Annotated in this window: 18 protein-coding genes; 3 read left to right on the plus strand and 15 right to left on the minus strand. The window is 57.8% G+C overall.

The window, feature by feature from the left end; genetic code table 11:
* Positions 1-48: 48 nt before the first annotated feature.
* Together VSQ83_RS04620 and nhaA are read right to left on the minus strand one after the other, a co-directional pair.
* Complete coding sequence (locus VSQ83_RS04620) at positions 49-648, minus strand: hypothetical protein (RefSeq protein WP_133075860.1); 600 nt, start codon at positions 646-648, stop codon at positions 49-51.
* A gap of 95 nt (positions 649-743) precedes the next feature.
* Positions 744-1,925, minus strand: a complete 1,182-nt coding sequence (gene nhaA / locus VSQ83_RS04625) for a Na+/H+ antiporter NhaA (protein ID WP_133075859.1) — start codon at positions 1,923-1,925, stop codon at positions 744-746.
* Between the two features lie 249 nt (positions 1,926-2,174).
* Here nhaA and VSQ83_RS04630 point away from each other — a divergent pair, with 249 nt between their 5' ends.
* Positions 2,175-3,269 (plus strand): PLP-dependent cysteine synthase family protein, encoded by a 1,095-nt coding sequence (locus VSQ83_RS04630; RefSeq protein ID WP_326425473.1) that lies wholly within the window; start codon positions 2,175-2,177, stop codon positions 3,267-3,269.
* A 107-nt stretch (positions 3,270-3,376) separates the two neighbouring features.
* On the opposite strand, the gene VSQ83_RS04635 is transcribed toward VSQ83_RS04630, so the two are convergent.
* The 3 genes from VSQ83_RS04635 to VSQ83_RS04645 all read right to left on the minus strand — a co-directional run bounded on the left by VSQ83_RS04635 (position 3,377) and on the right by VSQ83_RS04645 (position 6,519).
* Positions 3,377-4,987, minus strand: coding sequence for an NAD(P)/FAD-dependent oxidoreductase (locus VSQ83_RS04635; protein WP_133075857.1), 1,611 nt, complete (start codon positions 4,985-4,987; stop codon positions 3,377-3,379).
* 90 nt (positions 4,988-5,077) lie between these two features.
* Positions 5,078-5,749, minus strand: coding sequence for a COG3650 family protein (locus VSQ83_RS04640; protein ID WP_219260790.1), 672 nt, complete (start codon positions 5,747-5,749; stop codon positions 5,078-5,080).
* Between the two features lie 170 nt (positions 5,750-5,919).
* Entirely contained in the window at positions 5,920-6,519 is a 600-nt protein-coding gene (locus VSQ83_RS04645; protein WP_133075855.1) for a short chain dehydrogenase, read from the minus strand.
* A gap of 104 nt (positions 6,520-6,623) precedes the next feature.
* On the opposite strand from VSQ83_RS04645, the gene VSQ83_RS04650 reads away from it, so the two are divergent.
* A complete protein-coding gene (locus VSQ83_RS04650; RefSeq protein ID WP_219260789.1) occupies positions 6,624-7,532 on the plus strand; it encodes a LysR family transcriptional regulator in 909 nt (302 codons plus the stop codon).
* Here the strand turns inward: VSQ83_RS04650 and VSQ83_RS04655 are convergent.
* From VSQ83_RS04655 to VSQ83_RS04700, 10 genes are all read right to left on the minus strand, one after another.
* Positions 7,481-8,020, minus strand: a complete 540-nt coding sequence (locus tag VSQ83_RS04655; RefSeq protein WP_219260788.1) for a DoxX family protein — start codon at positions 8,018-8,020, stop codon at positions 7,481-7,483. The two genes, VSQ83_RS04650 and VSQ83_RS04655, sit on opposite strands and share 52 nt — an antisense overlap.
* Positions 8,017-8,790 (minus strand): HvfC/BufC N-terminal domain-containing protein, encoded by a 774-nt coding sequence (locus VSQ83_RS04660; RefSeq protein ID WP_219260787.1) that lies wholly within the window; start codon positions 8,788-8,790, stop codon positions 8,017-8,019. The genes VSQ83_RS04655 and VSQ83_RS04660 overlap by 4 nt, the downstream gene beginning before the upstream one ends.
* A complete protein-coding gene (bufB, locus tag VSQ83_RS04665) occupies positions 8,787-9,665 on the minus strand; it encodes an MNIO family bufferin maturase (RefSeq protein ID WP_219260785.1) in 879 nt (292 codons plus the stop codon). The genes VSQ83_RS04660 and bufB overlap by 4 nt, the downstream gene beginning before the upstream one ends.
* Positions 9,666-9,686: 21 nt before the next feature.
* Complete coding sequence (locus VSQ83_RS04670) at positions 9,687-9,989, minus strand: BufA1 family periplasmic bufferin-type metallophore (RefSeq protein WP_133075850.1); 303 nt, start codon at positions 9,987-9,989, stop codon at positions 9,687-9,689.
* A 203-nt stretch (positions 9,990-10,192) separates the two neighbouring features.
* Complete coding sequence (locus VSQ83_RS04675; protein WP_133075849.1) at positions 10,193-10,894, minus strand: ABC transporter ATP-binding protein; 702 nt, start codon at positions 10,892-10,894, stop codon at positions 10,193-10,195.
* Between the two features lies 1 nt (position 10,895).
* Complete coding sequence (livG, locus tag VSQ83_RS04680) at positions 10,896-11,663, minus strand: high-affinity branched-chain amino acid ABC transporter ATP-binding protein LivG (protein ID WP_133075848.1); 768 nt, start codon at positions 11,661-11,663, stop codon at positions 10,896-10,898.
* Entirely contained in the window at positions 11,660-12,916 is a 1,257-nt protein-coding gene (locus VSQ83_RS04685) for a high-affinity branched-chain amino acid ABC transporter permease LivM (protein ID WP_133075847.1), read from the minus strand. The genes livG and VSQ83_RS04685 overlap by 4 nt, the downstream gene beginning before the upstream one ends.
* Entirely contained in the window at positions 12,913-13,836 is a 924-nt protein-coding gene (gene livH, locus VSQ83_RS04690; RefSeq protein ID WP_016779736.1) for a high-affinity branched-chain amino acid ABC transporter permease LivH, read from the minus strand. Before livH ends, VSQ83_RS04685 begins: the two co-directional genes overlap by 4 nt.
* 249 nt (positions 13,837-14,085) lie before the next feature.
* Positions 14,086-15,213 carry a branched-chain amino acid ABC transporter substrate-binding protein gene (locus tag VSQ83_RS04695; RefSeq protein WP_133075846.1) on the minus strand — a complete coding sequence of 376 codons (1,128 nt, stop codon included), beginning with the start codon at positions 15,211-15,213 and terminating at the stop codon, positions 14,086-14,088.
* A gap of 228 nt (positions 15,214-15,441) precedes the next feature.
* Positions 15,442-15,576 (minus strand): hypothetical protein, encoded by a 135-nt coding sequence (locus VSQ83_RS04700; RefSeq protein WP_257622696.1) that lies wholly within the window; start codon positions 15,574-15,576, stop codon positions 15,442-15,444.
* Between VSQ83_RS04700 and VSQ83_RS04705 the strand changes: the two genes are divergently transcribed.
* Entirely contained in the window at positions 15,575-15,880 is a 306-nt protein-coding gene (locus VSQ83_RS04705; protein WP_133075845.1) for a DUF2288 domain-containing protein, read from the plus strand. The genes VSQ83_RS04700 and VSQ83_RS04705 overlap by 2 nt on opposite strands.
* Positions 15,881-15,893: the final 13 nt, after the last annotated feature.

Below are 15,893 nucleotides of genomic sequence, written 5' to 3' on the forward strand. Positions count from 1 at the left end.
CCGGCCAGTGCGAACTGGCCGGGGTTTTTTCATGTCCGCTGATTCAACTCAGGACGAGTGCCTGAAGGCCTGGTCGGCCCCCGACAGCGTTATGGCGATGTGATCCAGCAAGCGTTCTGCCGTGTACTTGGGCATGGCGTCGAACGCCAGCACCACTGCCAGGCCCATCACCAGCGCTGGCCGTGGAACCTTGCTGAGGTTGTATTGCTTGACGCTAAACAAAAACACACACGCGGCAACCGAACCTATCAGTGCGCCTGCGATAGCCTCCGGCAATGGGTGAATGGTATGGGCAACGTAATGGATGGCAAACCACCAGGTCGCCACTAAACCGGCTCCCAGTACTGGCCAGCGCAAACGTTGATCGAGCTGTTGGCACAGCAGATTCAGCATCACGGTGAAGACCAGGCAAGCGTTCATCGCGTGTCCGCTGAAGACGGCAATGCCCAGGTCATGCAGGCCAATGCCCCACCCCTTGAACAGGATCTTGCTCGCGCCCACGATGAAGTAGGCACACACCAGCACGCCCAACCATAGACACGCGATTTTTTTCGACGCACCAACCCATAACCAGGCAGCAATGACCAACGCTGCCGGGAACATCACGGTGATGCCCGCGTATTGCACAATCTGAAATTTATCGACCACGTTTCCCTCTTTTGGCGGTTCAGTCGCGACAAAGGCAACGCAGATGATCTGCGTTGCCTTTGTCCGGGCCAGTCCGCTCCCGCATTAAAGCAGGGTCACGCTAATGATTGTTTGCGGCTGAAGAACAGTGTGACGCCATAGCCGATCAGCGCCGCCAGGATGGAGCCGGTCAGGATGCCCATGCGGTCCATGCCCACATACTCGCTACTGCCTGCTACGAACGCCAGTGACCCCACGAACAGGCTCATGGTGAAGCCGATGCCGCACAGGATGGCGACGCCCAGCACCTGGCCCCAGTTTGCCCCAGCGGGCAGGGATGCCATGCCGGTCTTGATGGCGATCCAGGTCAAGCCGAACACGCCCACGGTCTTACCGATCAGCAAGCCCGCCGCAATGCCCATCGGCACGTGACTGACGAAACTGTGCAGGCTGACACCCGCCAGCGATACACCGGCATTGGCGAAGGCAAACAACGGCAGGATCGCGTAAGCCACCCACGGATGCAGTGCATGCTCAATGGTCATCAATGGTGACGGTTCTGAGTTCTTGGTCCGCAGCGGGATACAGAACGCCAGCGTTACACCCGCCAGCGTGGCATGCACACCACTTTTGAGCACGCACACCCAGAGGATCAGGCCGATGATCATATAAGGCGCAACTTTGATCACGCCCATGCGGTTCATCGCAATCAGGGCAATCAGGCATGCCGCTGCCAGCAGCAGCGACAGGCCGGACAGCTCGCTGGAGTAGAACACCGCGATCACGATGATCGCCCCCAGATCGTCGATGATCGCCAGGGTCATCAGGAACAGCTTGAGAGACACCGGTACGCGTTTGCCGAGCAAGGCCAGCACGCCGAGGGCGAAGGCGATGTCAGTGGCCATGGGGATTGCCCAGCCGCCCAGCGCGTCGGGGTAGTCTTTGTTGATGTACCAGTAAATCAGCGCAGGCACGACCATCCCGCCGATGGCCGCGGCCCCCGGCAGCACCACTTGCGAGGGCTTGGACAGCTGGCCTTCGAGCAGTTCGCGCTTGACTTCGAGGCCGATCAGCAGAAAGAACAAGGCCATCAGGCCATCGTTAATCCACAGCAGCGAAGGCTTGGCAATTTGCAGGGCGCCGATTTGTACCGCTACCGGCACGTCCAGAAAGGCCGTGTAGTAATGGGAAAGCGGTGAGTTATTGATGATCAAAGCCAGAGCGGCCGCGGCAATCAACAGCAGACCGCTGGCAGCTTCCAACTGAAAGAAACGAGTGAAAGTACTACGCAGAGGCAAGGTCGCTCTCCATCGATTAAGTAAAAGGTGCGACACCCTAACCTGTGGGGTTAGGGGTTAAAACAAAAACTATATTCTTTTTTGTTATAAGCAGGGGTTTGCTCTCGCATCGCCAAAGAGCCTAGCAGTTGTGTGTCAAATTGAGACAGTTCTGTGCCTGTGGCGACTGTAGGAAATGTCTTAGGATTGGTCGTTGCACACCGCACGCACATGCTGTGCTTTCCCTTTTGCTATCACGAGCCACCCTCCATGAACCAAGACCGCCAGTGGGCACGCGAAGCCATTCGTACGATTGAAGCAGACTTTCAGCGCTGTGCTGACACCCATCTGATTCCTGTGTCGCTGCCGGGTTTTGCGGGTATCGAGTTGTACTTCAAGGACGAGTCAAGCCACCCGACGGGCAGCCTCAAGCACCGTTTGGCGAGGTCATTGTTTTTATATGCGTTGTGTAATGGCTGGCTAAAGGCCGGCTCACCGGTGATCGAAGCGTCCAGCGGTTCGACGGCAGTGTCTGAAGCCTATTTCGCCCGATTGCTGGGTTTGCCCTTTATTGCCGTGATGCCTGCCAGCACCTCGCCTGCCAAGATCGAGCAAATAGCCTTTTATGGTGGCCAAAGCCATTTGGTGGAAGACCCTACCCGGATCCATGCCGAGTCCGAGCGGCTGGCCCGGGAAACCGGTGGCCATTTCATGGACCAGTTCACCTATGCAGAGCGGGCTACGGACTGGCGAGCGAACAACAACATCGCCGAGTCGATCTTCCAGCAACTGCGTTATGAACGTCACCCGGAGCCGAGTTGGCTGATCTCCAGCCCGGGCACGGGCGGTACGACCGCAACTCTGGGGCGCTATGTCCGATATCGCCAGCACAACACCCGCGTGCTGTGTGCCGACGCCGAACGTTCGGTGTTCTTCGACTTTTACCTGAGCGGTGATGCCAGTTTGCGACTGGACTGCGGCTCGCGCATTGAGGGTATCGGCAGGCCCAGGGTCGAGGCCTCATTTTTGCCGAAGGTGATCGACGCGATGGTCAAGGTTCCGGATGCCTTGTCATTGGCGGCCATGCACTACTTGGCGCAGCGCATGGGGCGACGGGTCGGAGGATCGAGCGGGACGAATCTGATTGGCGCATTGATCGCGGCGCAGCAGATGGTTGCCAACGGTGAAAGCGGCTCGATCGTTGCGATTTTGTGTGATGGCGGTGAGCGGTATGCCACGACCTACTACGATGCGCAGTGGCTCAAGGCTCAGGGTTATGAACTGGACGCGTTGATCGGTGCAGTCAAAGCCTGCGTGGAGCAGGGCGCTGCGTTGCCTGAAGGGGTGTTGCGGGCAGGCCTCTGATGCGGGGTTTGTGGGAGGGGGCTTGCTCGCGATGCAGGCGCTGCGGTTTGTCAGGCAAACCGCAGTGATGCAATCGCGAGCAAGCTCGCTCCTGCTGCGTCAAAAACCTACGCTTCGATACCCAGAATGTCGCGAGCGACAGCCTCGGCAATCCGGATGCCGTCGACACCGGCCGACAGAATGCCACCTGCATAGCCTGCGCCTTCGCCTGCCGGGAACAGGCCCTTGACGTTGAGGCTTTGCATCGACGCATCACGGGTCATGCGCAGAGGCGACGAGGTACGGGTTTCGATCCCGGTCAGGATCGCATCATGCATCGAGAAGCCCTTGATCTGCTTCTCGAACGCCGGCAAGGCTTCACGGATGGCTTCAATGGCGTAGTCCGGCAAGGCCAGGGCCAGATCACCCAGGGATACACCCGGTTTGTAGGACGGCTCGACGCTGCCCAGGGCCGATGAAGGTTTGCCCGCAATGAAGTCACCCACCAGTTGCGCCGGTGCCTCGTAATTGCTGCCACCCAACACGTAGGCGTGGGCTTCCAGGCGTTCCTGCAGTTCGATACCGGCCAATGGCCCACCTGGATAGTCCTCAGGTGTGATGCCGACCACGATGCCCGAGTTGGCGTTGCGTTCGTTACGTGAGTACTGGCTCATACCGTTGGTCACAACACGACCCGGCTCGCTGGTAGCCGCAACCACGGTGCCGCCTGGGCACATGCAGAAGCTGTAAACCGAACGGCCGTTTTTGGCGTGGTGAACCAGTTTGTAGTCGGCGGCGCCCAGTTTCGGGTGGCCCGCGTACTTGCCCAGGCGTGCGCTGTCGATCAACGACTGCGGGTGTTCGATCCGGAAACCTACCGAGAACGGTTTGGCTTCCATGTACACGCCACGACCGTGGAGCATGCGGAACGTGTCACGGGCGCTGTGGCCCAGGGCCAGGATCACGTGGCGCGAGTTCAGCTGTTCGCCGTCGGCCAGTACCACGCCGGTCAACTGGCCGTCGTCGATCAGGACGTCAGTCACACGCTGTTGAAAACGGACTTCACCGCCCAGCGCGATGATCTGCTGGCGCATGTTTTCGACGACACCGGTCAGACGGAACGTACCGATATGCGGCTTGCTGACGTAGAGGATCTCGTCCGGGGCACCGGCTTTGACAAACTCGTGCAGCACTTTACGGCCGTGGTGCTTGGGATCCTTGATCTGGCTGTAAAGCTTGCCGTCCGAGAACGTGCCTGCGCCGCCTTCACCAAACTGTACGTTGGACTCGGGGTTGAGTACGTTTTTACGCCACAGGCCCCAGGTGTCCTTGGTGCGCTGGCGAACTTCGGTGCCGCGCTCAAGAATGATCGGCTTGAAGCCCATTTGTGCCAGCAGCAAGCCGGCGAAAATACCGCACGGACCAAAACCCACCACAATCGGGCGCTGGCTCAAGTCTTGTGGGGCCTGGCCGACGACTTTGTAGCTGACGTCTGGCGCTGGATTGACGTTACGGTCGTCCGCGAACTTGGCCAACAGCGGCGCTTCATCGCGCACACTCAGGTCGATGGTGTAGATAAAGCACAATTCGGACGATTTTTTACGCGCATCGTAGCTGCGCTTGAACAAGGTGAAATCGAGCAGGTCATCACTTTCGATGCCCAGGCGCTGCAGGATGGCAGGGCGCAGGTCTTCTTCGGGATGGTCGATCGGCAGCTTGAGTTCGGTAATTCGTAACATGACAGTGTCCAGTATCGGGGGGCCAGGTAAACCCTGGCAGAACCGCCAATTGTAAGCTGCTTCGGGGCACTATGCGGCAACAGTTGTCGGTTAGTCGTTGCGTGCGCCACCAAAATAGCCACAGCCGCGCTGGACCTGACCGTTGATCCGCAGCTCTGCACCCAGATGCTGCACGCTGCCGTCGACACTGTCAGTGCAACGTTGTGGGGCAACCCACAGTTCTATGCGTTGATTGTTGGCTTCAGTGGACAGCGAAAAACGACCGTCACCGATCTGTTCTTCAACATAAGGCAGTGCCAGGTCCGGCTGACCTTCGCGTTTAAGCACCATGCCCTTGCCGCCGGCCTGTACTTCCCATGCCGGGCCATTGCCGTTGGCGTGTACGGTCAGTTGCTTGAAGTTAAGGTCCTGGCAGGCGTTGCTGTTGCGTTCCAGGCGATAGAGCTGTTGCACCTGGACTTCACCGTCCGCACCGGGGGTTTTGCTGGCGACAAAACTGCCGCGAATATCGGCGAACAACTTGCCCGGTTTATTGGGCATGTAAGAAGCGTCCTGCACCAGGGTGGTGTTGTCGCCGTCGCGCACTTCATAGCGCTGCTGGCCGACGCACGGTTGGAACACCAACTGATCACCGGATGAAACCAGCTCACCTTGCAGGCGGGTCAGGCCGGCGGTGGTGTCAGCTGGCTTGCTGTTGAGCAGTTGGCAGCCCGCAAACAGGGGCAGCAGGGCAAACAAAACCAAGGGACGAACAGCACGCATCGTTGGGACTCCTGACTAGAGCCGCCACGTTACTCAGGCTGGCGGTGCATCACAAGAGGTTCACCTTCTGTAGTCGCTGCCGCAGGCTGCGATTGGAACTGTGGGTTCTTCAAGAAAACGGCTTGCTTCGCAACCCTTCGCAGCCTGCGGCAGCGACTACAGAGCTCGGCTCAACCCACGATGTAGGTTTGCCCGGTTTGCAGGCCTTCGACACTTTTGGCGTAGGCCAGAGCCACGTCGGCGCCTGCCACCGGCTTGAAACCGCGGAAGTACGGCGCGTACTTGCCCATCGCCTCTTCCAGTACCGTAGGGCTCACCGAGTTAACCCGCAGCCCCCGTGGCAGCTCGATGGCAGCCGCTTTTACAAAGCCGTCGAGTGCTGCGTTGACCAGTGCCGCCGAACTGCCCGTGCGAATCGGTTCGCGATTGATGACACCGCTGGTGAAGGTGAACGAGGCGCCATCGTTGGCAAACTCGCGACCGATCAGCAGCAGGTTGACTTGCCCCATCAACTTGTCCTGCAGGCCCAGGGCGAAGTCGCTTTCGCTCATGTCTTCCAGTGCGGCGAACTTGACGTTGCCAGCGGCACAGACCAGCGCGTCGAAGCGTCCGGTCTGTTCGAACAGGTTGCGAATCGATGAACTGTCGCTGATATCGACCTGAAAATCGCCGCTATTGCGGCCAATACGCACGATCTCGTGGCGCGACGACAGCTCGCGATCAATGGCTGAACCAATGGTGCCGTTAGCGCCGATCAACAGGATTTTCATGGGGTGTTCCTTGCAGGAAGAGGTGAGTGCTTAGTCTAGTGGTGGTTTTTTACCGGGATAAGCGCACTAATAGGCAACCTTTGGTTTTCATATGGAAACAATCCATGAGCGAAATGGATGACTTGGCGGCGTTCGCGGTGTTGATCGACGCGGGGAGTTTTACCTTGGCCGCCCAGCAGCTGGGTTGCAGCAAAGGGCAATTGTCCAAACGCATCAGCCTCTTGGAGGCTCAGTTTGCGGTGGTGTTGCTGCACCGCACCACACGGCGTTTGAGCCTGACGGCTGCTGGCGCAGCGTTACTGCCCCAGGCCCGGGCATTGGTCGTGCAAGTGGAGCGGGCGCGTCAGGCATTAGCCCGACTCAAGGACGATATGGCAGGCCCGGTGCGTATGACCGTGCCCGTATCCTTGGGCGAAACATTTTTTGATTCGCTGCTGATGGAATTTTCCCGCGAATACCCCCAGGTGCAGATCGAGCTGGAACTCAACAACAGCTACCGCGACATGGCACGGGAGGGCTTCGATCTGGCGATCCGTTCTCAGGTCGCCAATAACGAGCGACTGGTGGCAAAACTGGTGCTCAACTGGCAGGAGATCACCTGTGCGAGCCCGGCCTACCTTGAGCAATACGGCGAGCCAGTCACCCCGCAGCAACTGGTCGAGCACCGTTGCCTGCTCAACAGTCACTACAGCGGCCGCGAAGAGTGGCAGTACCACCTCCAGCACGAACTGCACCGTGTGCGGGTCTCGGGGCCGTTTGCCAGCAATCACTACAGCTTGCTGAAAAAAGCCGCGGTGATCGGTGCCGGTATCGCCCGCCTGCCTTCATACATGCTCAATGCCGAACTGGCCGATGGACGATTGCGCGCGTTGCTGCGTGACTATCAGACACGCAGTAACCCCATGTACCTGGTTCACCCCTATCAGGGCGGTTTGCCGAAACGCACGCAGGTTTTGGCGGATTACCTTGCAGGCTGGTTCCGGCGCAGCGGTGAGGCCATTGACGCGCGGTAACGAAAACGTCTGGCGATCAGGTGATCAATCGACAACGCACCGGGGCCTCTGGCCATCAGGTACAACAGAATCGCGATCCATGTCCCATGAGTGGGGTAGGCGTCCGGGTACACGAATAACTGAATGGTCAGCGTCATCCCCAGCAGTGCCAGTGCCGAAAAACGGGTGGCAAGCCCCAGCAGGATCAGCAGCGGGAAGACGTGTTCACTGAAAGCTGCTGCGTACGCGGCAATGTCCGGGGGCAGCAGCGGGAGTTTGTATTCCGTACTGAACAAGTACACCGCAGAGTCGGCCAAGTGTGGGGCATTGAGTTCAAAGGTGCCGTTCACCAGGTCGATCGCCAGGCCCTCGACTTTGGTCTGGCCGGACTTCCAGAACACCGCAGCGATAGAAAACCGTGCGACAAAGGCTATCAGCGTGTGGGGGATACGTTGCATCAGTCCGATTAAACGGCGTATCTGGCATGTGGGCGTTGCATGGGTGTTCATGGCGAAACCTCTGCGGTGGGGTGTAGGCCGGTGATGGCGTCATGGGTGATCAGCAGCGCCAGGGCCTGGCCCAGATCAAAATCAGGGGCGGCTTCCAGAGCCTGGCAAGCGGCCAGTTCCAGGGGCCGGCCTTCCTTGAGCCCGTCCACGAACGCTGCACACCCGCAGCCGACCGCGAACACTTCCACCCGTAATCCGTTGCGCAGCACCACGGCGCTTTGTGGCTGATGCGGGTCTAGGCCCTGAATTTGGCCCTGGTGTTGATGTGCGGTCCATAGAGCGGCTATGGCGTAGGGTGAATTCAGGCTTGCGACGCCGGGATGCAGTTGCAGGCACAACTGGCCAAGCCTGCCGGGGTTGTTGAGCGCGCGGATCAATAAGTGCGTGTCCACTGCGCAGGCGTCTGCGGCGTGAAAGGCCTGGACGCACAAACGTTCCAATCGTGCGACATCCGCCAGGTAAGGCACGCTGCTGGCAGGTGCGAAACCCTTGACAAAATCTGCGAACTGGACGCCATAGGTGCTCATTACAGGGCTTTTGGGCGGGAAATCTTGAATAAAAGCCCGCGCCATTGCCTGAAAGAAAACGTCGCCAACCAGCTGCGAAACGACCGGGTAGCTCGTGGCCAGTGCGTTGATCAGGCCACTGTGGACATTGTTGCGATAAACCGCAAAACGACGCTCAATGTCGCCGTTATGGCAGGAAATACCTTGCGGGTAAGGCGTATCAGGATCGAGCAGCGCTGCGCTGAAAGCCTCTTGCATATTCATGGTTGCACCTGTGTGCTGCTCAGGTAGTGCTCGGCAAGTCGTGCTTCCTTGACGAGTTCGGTGAGTGCAGGCAGATGGTTGTCGCGCTCGATCAGGGTGGCCATTGGGCCCGTTCGCTTCAGTGCTTGTCGGTACAGCGTCCACACGGCTTGATCGACGGGTGATCCGTGGTTGTCGATAAGCAGTCGCTCGCCAAGGCTGTCGGACTCTTCGGCAAAACCTGCCAGATGAATCTCTCCAACAGCCCGCAGCGGCAAAGCATCGAGGTAGGCCAGGGGATTACGGGCGTGGTTGATGCAGGACACGTACAGGTTGTTAACGTCCAGTAATAGGCCACAACCACTGCGGGTGATGACTTCGTGGATGAAGTCGGCCTCGTCGAAATGGGCCTCGTCGAACTCAATATAGGTTGCGGGGTTTTCCAGCAGGATCTGGCGCTGCAACAGGTTCTGGACCTGATCAATGTGCGCGCATACCCGCGTCAGCGTGGCGGTGTCATAACGCAAAGGCAGCAGGTCGTTCAAAAAATACGGCCCGTGGGAAGACCATGCCAGATGTTCGGAAAACATCTGGGGCCGGTAGCGGTCGAGCAATGTGCTCAAGCGTTGCAAATGTTCGGGATTGAGCGGGCTTTGGCCCCCGATCGACAGACCGACGCCGTGAATCGACAGGGGATACTGATCGCAAATCAGGCTCAGGTAGTGGTGGAACGGGCCTCCGGCAACCATGTAGTTTTCGGCGTGTACTTCAAAGAAGCCGACGTCAGGCCGGGTGGCGAGTACATCCTGGAAATGTTCGGCCTTGAGCCCCAGCCCCGCACGCGGCGGGAGCAGGGGCGCACGAGGCGCGATGAGCGAAGCAAGCGGGCTGTGCATCATCAGCACTCAGTGTGCGAATCAGGATTTGGCTTTGTAGGCAGCCATTTGGCCAAAGCCGGTAGGCGAGGTGCTGCTGGAGGTTGTTTCGCAGGTGCCTTTTGGTACGAGCTTCCAGGCATTGGCCTGATTGTCTACCTTGGCGGTTCCTGCACAGGTAGTGCCTGCCCCTGCGGCGCAATCGTTATGGCCTTTCATGGCAACCCCGAAGCACTTCTCCATATCGCCAGCAGCCTGAGCGGGCAGGGCGGCGATGCTCAGGGCGGAACCCAGAGCAAGTGTCAGTGCAGCGGCGGACAGGGTGCGGGTAGTTTTGCTGTTCATGGTGATTCTCCAGATCCCGGTAGCGATTGCTGCCGGCTTACCCAACTAGAGAAACGAGGGGGGCAGTTATTACAGCGCACCTGAATTATTTTTTGGTTTTTAACTGCAACCTCCCCCCGTTCCTACGGCAGCTACTACAGAAAGCCCGGTAGGGGGCAATAAAAAACGGCCCCGAAGGGCCGTTTTTTGTGTCGCAGGCAGCATTAGCCACCCAGATAGGCGTCACGCACTTTTGGATCGTTGAGCAGTTGCTCGCCGGTGCCTTGCATGACCACCCGGCCGTTTTCCAGCACGTAGGCGCGGTCAGCGATTTTGAGCGCCTGGTTGGCGTTTTGCTCCACCAGAAACACCGTTACACCCTCATCACGCAGCTGTTCGATGATGTCGAAAATCTGTTGAATGATGATCGGGGCCAATCCTAGCGATGGTTCATCCAGCAACAGCAGCTTGGGCTTGCTCATCAGCGCACGGCCAATGGCGAGCATTTGCTGCTCACCACCGGACATGGTGCCACCCCGTTGTGTGAAACGTTCTTTCAGACGCGGGAACAAGTGCAGAACCTTATCCATTTGCTCTTCGTATTCCTGCTTCTCGGTAAAGAATCCGCCCATGGCGAGGTTCTCTTCCACAGTCAAACGAGCAAACACCCGGCGCCCTTCAGGTACAACAGCGATGCTTTTGCGCATGATCTGCGCCGAGCTCAACCCCACCAGTTCCTCGCCCAGATAACGAATGCTGCCGCTCTGGGCTTGCGGGGAACCGCACAAGGTCATCATCAGGGTCGATTTGCCAGCACCGTTGGCGCCGATCAGGGTGACGATCTCGCCCTGGCGCACTTCGACGTTGACGCCGTGCAGGGCCTGGATCTTGCCGTAAAAGGTCGAAACGTTTTCAAATTGCAGCATTTTACGCTTCCCCCAAATAGGCTTTGATCACTTCAGGGTTGTCGCGGATCTGTTCCGGCGTCCCGTCAGCCAAAGGCGTGCCCTGGTTGATCACCACGATATGGTCGGAAATGCTCATGACCAGTTTCATGTCGTGCTCAATCAACAGCACGGTAGCGTTGTGCTCATTGCGCAAAACGCTGATCAGCGCTTTGAGGTCTTCGGTTTCCTTGGGGTTCAGCCCTGCCGCCGGTTCGTCGAGCATGAGGATGCGCGGACGCGTCATCATGCAGCGGGCGATTTCCAGGCGTCGTTGCTGGCCGTATGCCAAGGTGCCCGCCGGGCGGTTGGCGAACTCGGTCAGGTTGACCTTGTCCAGCCAGTACGCGGCGTAATCCAGGGCCTCACGTTCGCTTTTACGGAATGAAGGGGTTTTGAACAGGCCCGACAGAAAGTTGGTGTTGAGGTGGCGATGCTGGGCAATCAGCAGGTTCTCAACGGCTGTCATGTCTTTGAACAGGCGCACGTTCTGGAAGGTACGAACCACGCCTTTGCGCGCGATTTCATGACCCGGCAGGCCTTCAATCGACTCACCATCGAGCACGATGCTACCGGCAGACGGCTTGTAGAAACCGGTCAGGCAGTTGAAGACCGTGGTCTTGCCGGCACCGTTAGGGCCGATCATCGACACAACCTGTTTTTCCTTGACGGTCAGGGCCACGCCATTCACCGCCAACAAGCCGCCAAAGCGCATGCTCAGGCCGCTGACTTTCAGTAACTCGCGGCTCATTTTCGCAGCTCCAGGTGAGGACGTTGCATGGGCAGAAGACCTTGCGGGCGCCAGATCATCATCAGCACCATCAGTGCTCCGAACAGCAGCATTCGGTATTCGCTGAATTCACGCATCATTTCTGGCAGCAGGATCATCACCACGGCTGCCAGGATCACGCCCAGTTGCGAGCCCATGCCACCCAGTACCACGATGGCCAGAATGATCGCCGACTCAAGGAAGGTGAACGACTCAGGCGTCACCAGGCCCTGGCGTGCAGCAAAGAAGCTGCCGGCGAAACCTGCGAAGGTAGCGCCCAGGGTGAAGGCGGAAAGCTTGATCACGGTCGGGTTCAGGCCCAGAGCGCGGCAGGCGATTTCGTCTTCACGCAGTGCTTCCCATGCGCGACCGATTGGCATGCGCAGCAGGCGGTTGATCACGAACAGCACCAGCAGTACCAGCACCAACGCGATCAGGTACAAGAAAATGACCTTGTTGATCGAGTTGTAAGCGATGCCAAAGTACTCGTGAAAGGTTTGCATGCCTTCGGCAGCGGTTCTGTCGAAGCTGAGGCCGAACAACGTTGGTTTCGGGATGTTGCTGATACCGTTGGGGCCGCCAGTGAGATCGGTCAGGTTACGCAGGAACAGACGGATGATTTCACCGAAGCCCAGGGTCACGATGGCCAGATAGTCACCGCGTAAGCGCAACACCGGGAAACCGAGCAGGAAGCCAAAGGTAGCGGCCATCAACCCGGCCAGCGGCAGGCAGATCCAGAAGCTCAGGCCGAAGTAATGGGCGAGCAGCGCGTAGGTGTAGGCACCCACGGCATAGAACCCGACATAACCCAGGTCAAGCAGACCGGCCAGCCCGACCACAATGTTCAGGCCCAGGCCGAGCATCACGTAGATCAGGATCAGCGTGGCAATGTCCACGGCACCGCGCGAACCATAGAAAGGCCAGATCAGGGCAATCACGACCAGACCGAGAATGATCCAGCGCTGGGTGCTGGGCAGGGTCAGGAAGTTGGTGGCCTTGACAGGCACTTTTGGCAGGCTGGGAGAGTTCTTCCAGGCCGAGGTCAGTTGCTGGTTGAACAACACGCGCACAAACATCAGCAAGGAGCAGATCGCAATCACGCTCAGGATCAAGGGGCTGGTGTTGTGAACTTCGATGTTGATCCCGACGATAGTCAGTTTCAGGCCGAGTACCGGGTAGGCGACGGCCCAGACCAACAAGGCGCTGAAGAGCGCCGACTTTAGATTCCTAGTCATACTTTTTCAATCTCCGGACGCCCCAGAATGCCGGTCGGACGGAACAGCAGCACCAGCACCAGCAAGCCAAAAGCCACTACGTCTTTGTACTGGTCGCCGAAGATATCGGCACCAAAGGCTTCAGCTACACCGAGTACCAGGCCACCGAGCATCGCGCCAGGAATGCTGCCAATACCGCCCAATACCGCAGCGGTGAAGGCTTTAAGGCCCACCAGGAATCCTGCGTTAGGGTTGATTACGCCGTACTGGACACTGATCAACACCGCCGCAACGGCTGCCAGGGCAGCACCGATCACGAAGGTCAGCGCAATGACGTTGTTGGTATTGATACCCAGCAGGTTGGCCATTTTCATGTCTTCGGCACAGGCGCGGCAGGCGCGGCCCATGCGTGAGCGAGAGATGAACAGGGTCAGGCCAAGCATTGCGAGGAAGGTGACGACGAAAACCACGATTTGCATGTAGGAGACGATAACTTCACTAGCGCCTCCAGGACCAAAGGTGAAGCCGCCGGGGATCAGGTTAGGGATCGATTTGTCTTTTGAGTCCTGTGCCAGTAGTACGGTGTTTTGCAGGAAGATCGACATGCCGATGGCGGAAATCAACGGGATAAGGCGGTTACTGCCGCGCAAGGGACGGTAGGCAACCCGCTCGATGCTGTAGCCGTAGGCGCTGGTGACCACGATGCTGGCGATAAACGCGGCAGTCAGCAGGAGTGGCACGCTGTCCAGACCCATCATGGTCAAGCCTGCGATGGCGATGAACGCAATATAGGAACCAATCATGTACACCTCGCCGTGGGCGAAGTTGATCATTCCAATAATGCCGTAAACCATCGTGTAGCCGATGGCGATCAGGGCATAAGTGCTGCCAACGTTGAGGCCGTTAACCAGCATTTGGAAGAAGTGATAGATGTCAGGCATTACAAAGCTCCTAAAAACCTGAGACGCATTTCACTGGTGGAGTCATTTTCCGGCCCGGGCTGTATGGGTATTCACCCACTTGGAGCACGGGTCTTCTGCCAGCGAACCGCTGGTGACGGTTTTAAAGATTTTCAGGTGGGCAGACTTTCGGATCACGAAAGCGCAGCCCCATTTCCACGAACCAAGGACCCGTAAAACAAAACCCACCGCTTGTGCAGTGGGCTTTGTTGTCAGGTCGGGAACCGACCCTTACTGAGGGCTTACTTCAGTTTTAGGCTTGCCGAAGTGCCATTCGTAAACCACGAACTTGAAATCTTCCACGTCGCCTTTGGCGTCAAATTTCAGGTTGCCGGTTGGGGTTTTGTAAGTGCCTTTGTGGATAGCTTCAGCGACTTTGGTTGGGTCTTCGCTTTTGGCTTGCTCGATACCGCCGGCAATCACTTCAACCGCTGCGTAAGCCGGGAACACGAATGGGCCGGTAGGATCTTGTTTCTTGGCAGCAAAGGCATCAACCAGAGCCTTGTTGGCCGGGTCGGCGTCGAATGCTTTTGGCAGGGTAACCAGCAGGCCTTCGGAAGCGCCCTGGGCGATTTGCGAGATGGACTCGTTGCCCACGCCTTCTGGGCCCATGAACTTGGCGTTCAGGCCTTTCTCTTTGGCCTGGCGCAGGATCAGACCCAGCTCAGGGTGGTAGCCGCCGTAGTAGACGAAGTCGACGTTGGCTTGCTTGAGCTTGGCAATGACAGAGGAGTAGTCTTTTTCGCCAGCGTTGACGCCTTCAAAGACAGCGACCTTGACGCCTTTGTCTTCCAGGGTCTTTTTAACGGCGGAGGCGATGCCTTCACCGTATTGCTGTTTGTCGTGCAATACCGCGACGATTTTCGGTTTCACGTGATCAGCGATGTAGTTACCGGCTGCAGGGCCCTGGGCGCTGTCCAGACCGATGGTACGGAAGATCATTTTGTAACCGCGGGCGGTGATTTCCGGGCCGGTGGCGGCCGGGGTAATCATGATGATGCCTTCGTCTTCGTAAATGTCCGAAGCAGGCTGAGTGGAGCTGGAGCACAGGTGGCCGACTACAAATTTGATGCCGTCATTGACGACTTTGTTGGCCACGGCAACCGCTTGTTTCGGGTCGCAGGCGTCATCGTAGTCAACGGCTTCAAGTTTTTTGCCATCAACACCGCCTTTGGCGTTGATTTGTTCGATGGCCATTTTTGCGCCAGCAAACTGCATGTCGCCGTACTGCGTCAGAGGCCCGGTTTTAGGGCCGGCGATACCGATCTTGATGGTGTCTGCGGCAAATGAATGGCTGGCAAACCCGGCCAAAACCATAGCGGCAAACAGTTTAGTAATCTGCTTCGTAGCCATCTTTATTGGTGCTCCACTCTTCTGTTGTAATTTTTATAGTCCTGGAAGCCAAGGCAGCCGGACCGGGTCTTCTTCTTAGCGAAATGCCCGGTCAATCCCCCCTGCAACTGTACCGGTACAGTGTAGAGCGCCGGTTTAGCGCTTGAATAGCGGGCTGCCGGGGGAATAAACAGGAAATGTCGCTTAAACGTAAGAAAGAGACAGAATAGCGGCGGATTAGGCTGTTGATAGTTATCAGAATGTTGCCAGATCAACGCGGCGGTCCTGTGCCTTCTGCTCTTTCTTCGTTCCTTTGCCTGAAAAACCGGGTTTTTCTACCGGGTGTGCGGCGTTATCATTGCGCCGATTTTTTTTCCCGGTGAAACCCATGAACGAAGAACCTAGCACCCTCTATGCCAAGCTGCTTGGCGAGACCTCAACTATTGAATGGAAAGCCTTGCAGCCCTTCTTCGCCAAAGGTGATTTGCTGTGGGTTGAACCTGAGCTGGACTTGATTGAAGCGGCGCAGGCCGTGACTCAGGATGATGCAGAGAAAGTCGCGGCCTGGATGGCGTCTGGTGTTCTAGGCAAGATGACTGAGGCGCAGGCGCTAGACGTTCTTGAACGTGACCCGCAGCTCTGGGCAGTCGTGGTTTCACCTTGGGTGATGGTCCAGGAAAGGGCGAAAAAATAGCTGTGCGCACCAA

It is taken from the genome of Pseudomonas sp. DSV-1 (assembly GCF_035830915.1).
Classification (GTDB): Bacteria; Pseudomonadota; Gammaproteobacteria; order Pseudomonadales; family Pseudomonadaceae; genus Aquipseudomonas.

Coding starts and splice junctions, on each gene's coding strand:
- VSQ83_RS04670 (WP_133075850.1), bottom strand. CDS start 9,989: ATGAACAGCAAAACTACCCGCACCCTGTCCGCCGCTGCACTGACACTT.
- livH (WP_016779736.1), bottom strand. CDS start 13,836: ATGCCTGACATCTATCACTTCTTCCAAATGCTGGTTAACGGCCTCAAC.
- VSQ83_RS04700 (WP_257622696.1), bottom strand. CDS start 15,576: ATGGGTTTCACCGGGAAAAAAAATCGGCGCAATGATAACGCCGCACAC.
- livG (WP_133075848.1), bottom strand. CDS start 11,663: ATGAGCCGCGAGTTACTGAAAGTCAGCGGCCTGAGCATGCGCTTTGGC.
- VSQ83_RS04650 (WP_219260789.1), top strand. CDS start 6,624: ATGAGCGAAATGGATGACTTGGCGGCGTTCGCGGTGTTGATCGACGCG.
- VSQ83_RS04685 (WP_133075847.1), bottom strand. CDS start 12,916: ATGACTAGGAATCTAAAGTCGGCGCTCTTCAGCGCCTTGTTGGTCTGG.
- VSQ83_RS04660 (WP_219260787.1), bottom strand. CDS start 8,790: ATGAATATGCAAGAGGCTTTCAGCGCAGCGCTGCTCGATCCTGATACG.
- VSQ83_RS04630 (WP_326425473.1), top strand. CDS start 2,175: ATGAACCAAGACCGCCAGTGGGCACGCGAAGCCATTCGTACGATTGAA.
- VSQ83_RS04705 (WP_133075845.1), top strand. CDS start 15,575: ATGAACGAAGAACCTAGCACCCTCTATGCCAAGCTGCTTGGCGAGACC.
- VSQ83_RS04645 (WP_133075855.1), bottom strand. CDS start 6,519: ATGAAAATCCTGTTGATCGGCGCTAACGGCACCATTGGTTCAGCCATT.
- VSQ83_RS04640 (WP_219260790.1), bottom strand. CDS start 5,749: ATGCGTGCTGTTCGTCCCTTGGTTTTGTTTGCCCTGCTGCCCCTGTTT.
- bufB (WP_219260785.1), bottom strand. CDS start 9,665: ATGCACAGCCCGCTTGCTTCGCTCATCGCGCCTCGTGCGCCCCTGCTC.
- VSQ83_RS04635 (WP_133075857.1), bottom strand. CDS start 4,987: ATGTTACGAATTACCGAACTCAAGCTGCCGATCGACCATCCCGAAGAA.
- VSQ83_RS04675 (WP_133075849.1), bottom strand. CDS start 10,894: ATGCTGCAATTTGAAAACGTTTCGACCTTTTACGGCAAGATCCAGGCC.
- VSQ83_RS04655 (WP_219260788.1), bottom strand. CDS start 8,020: ATGAACACCCATGCAACGCCCACATGCCAGATACGCCGTTTAATCGGA.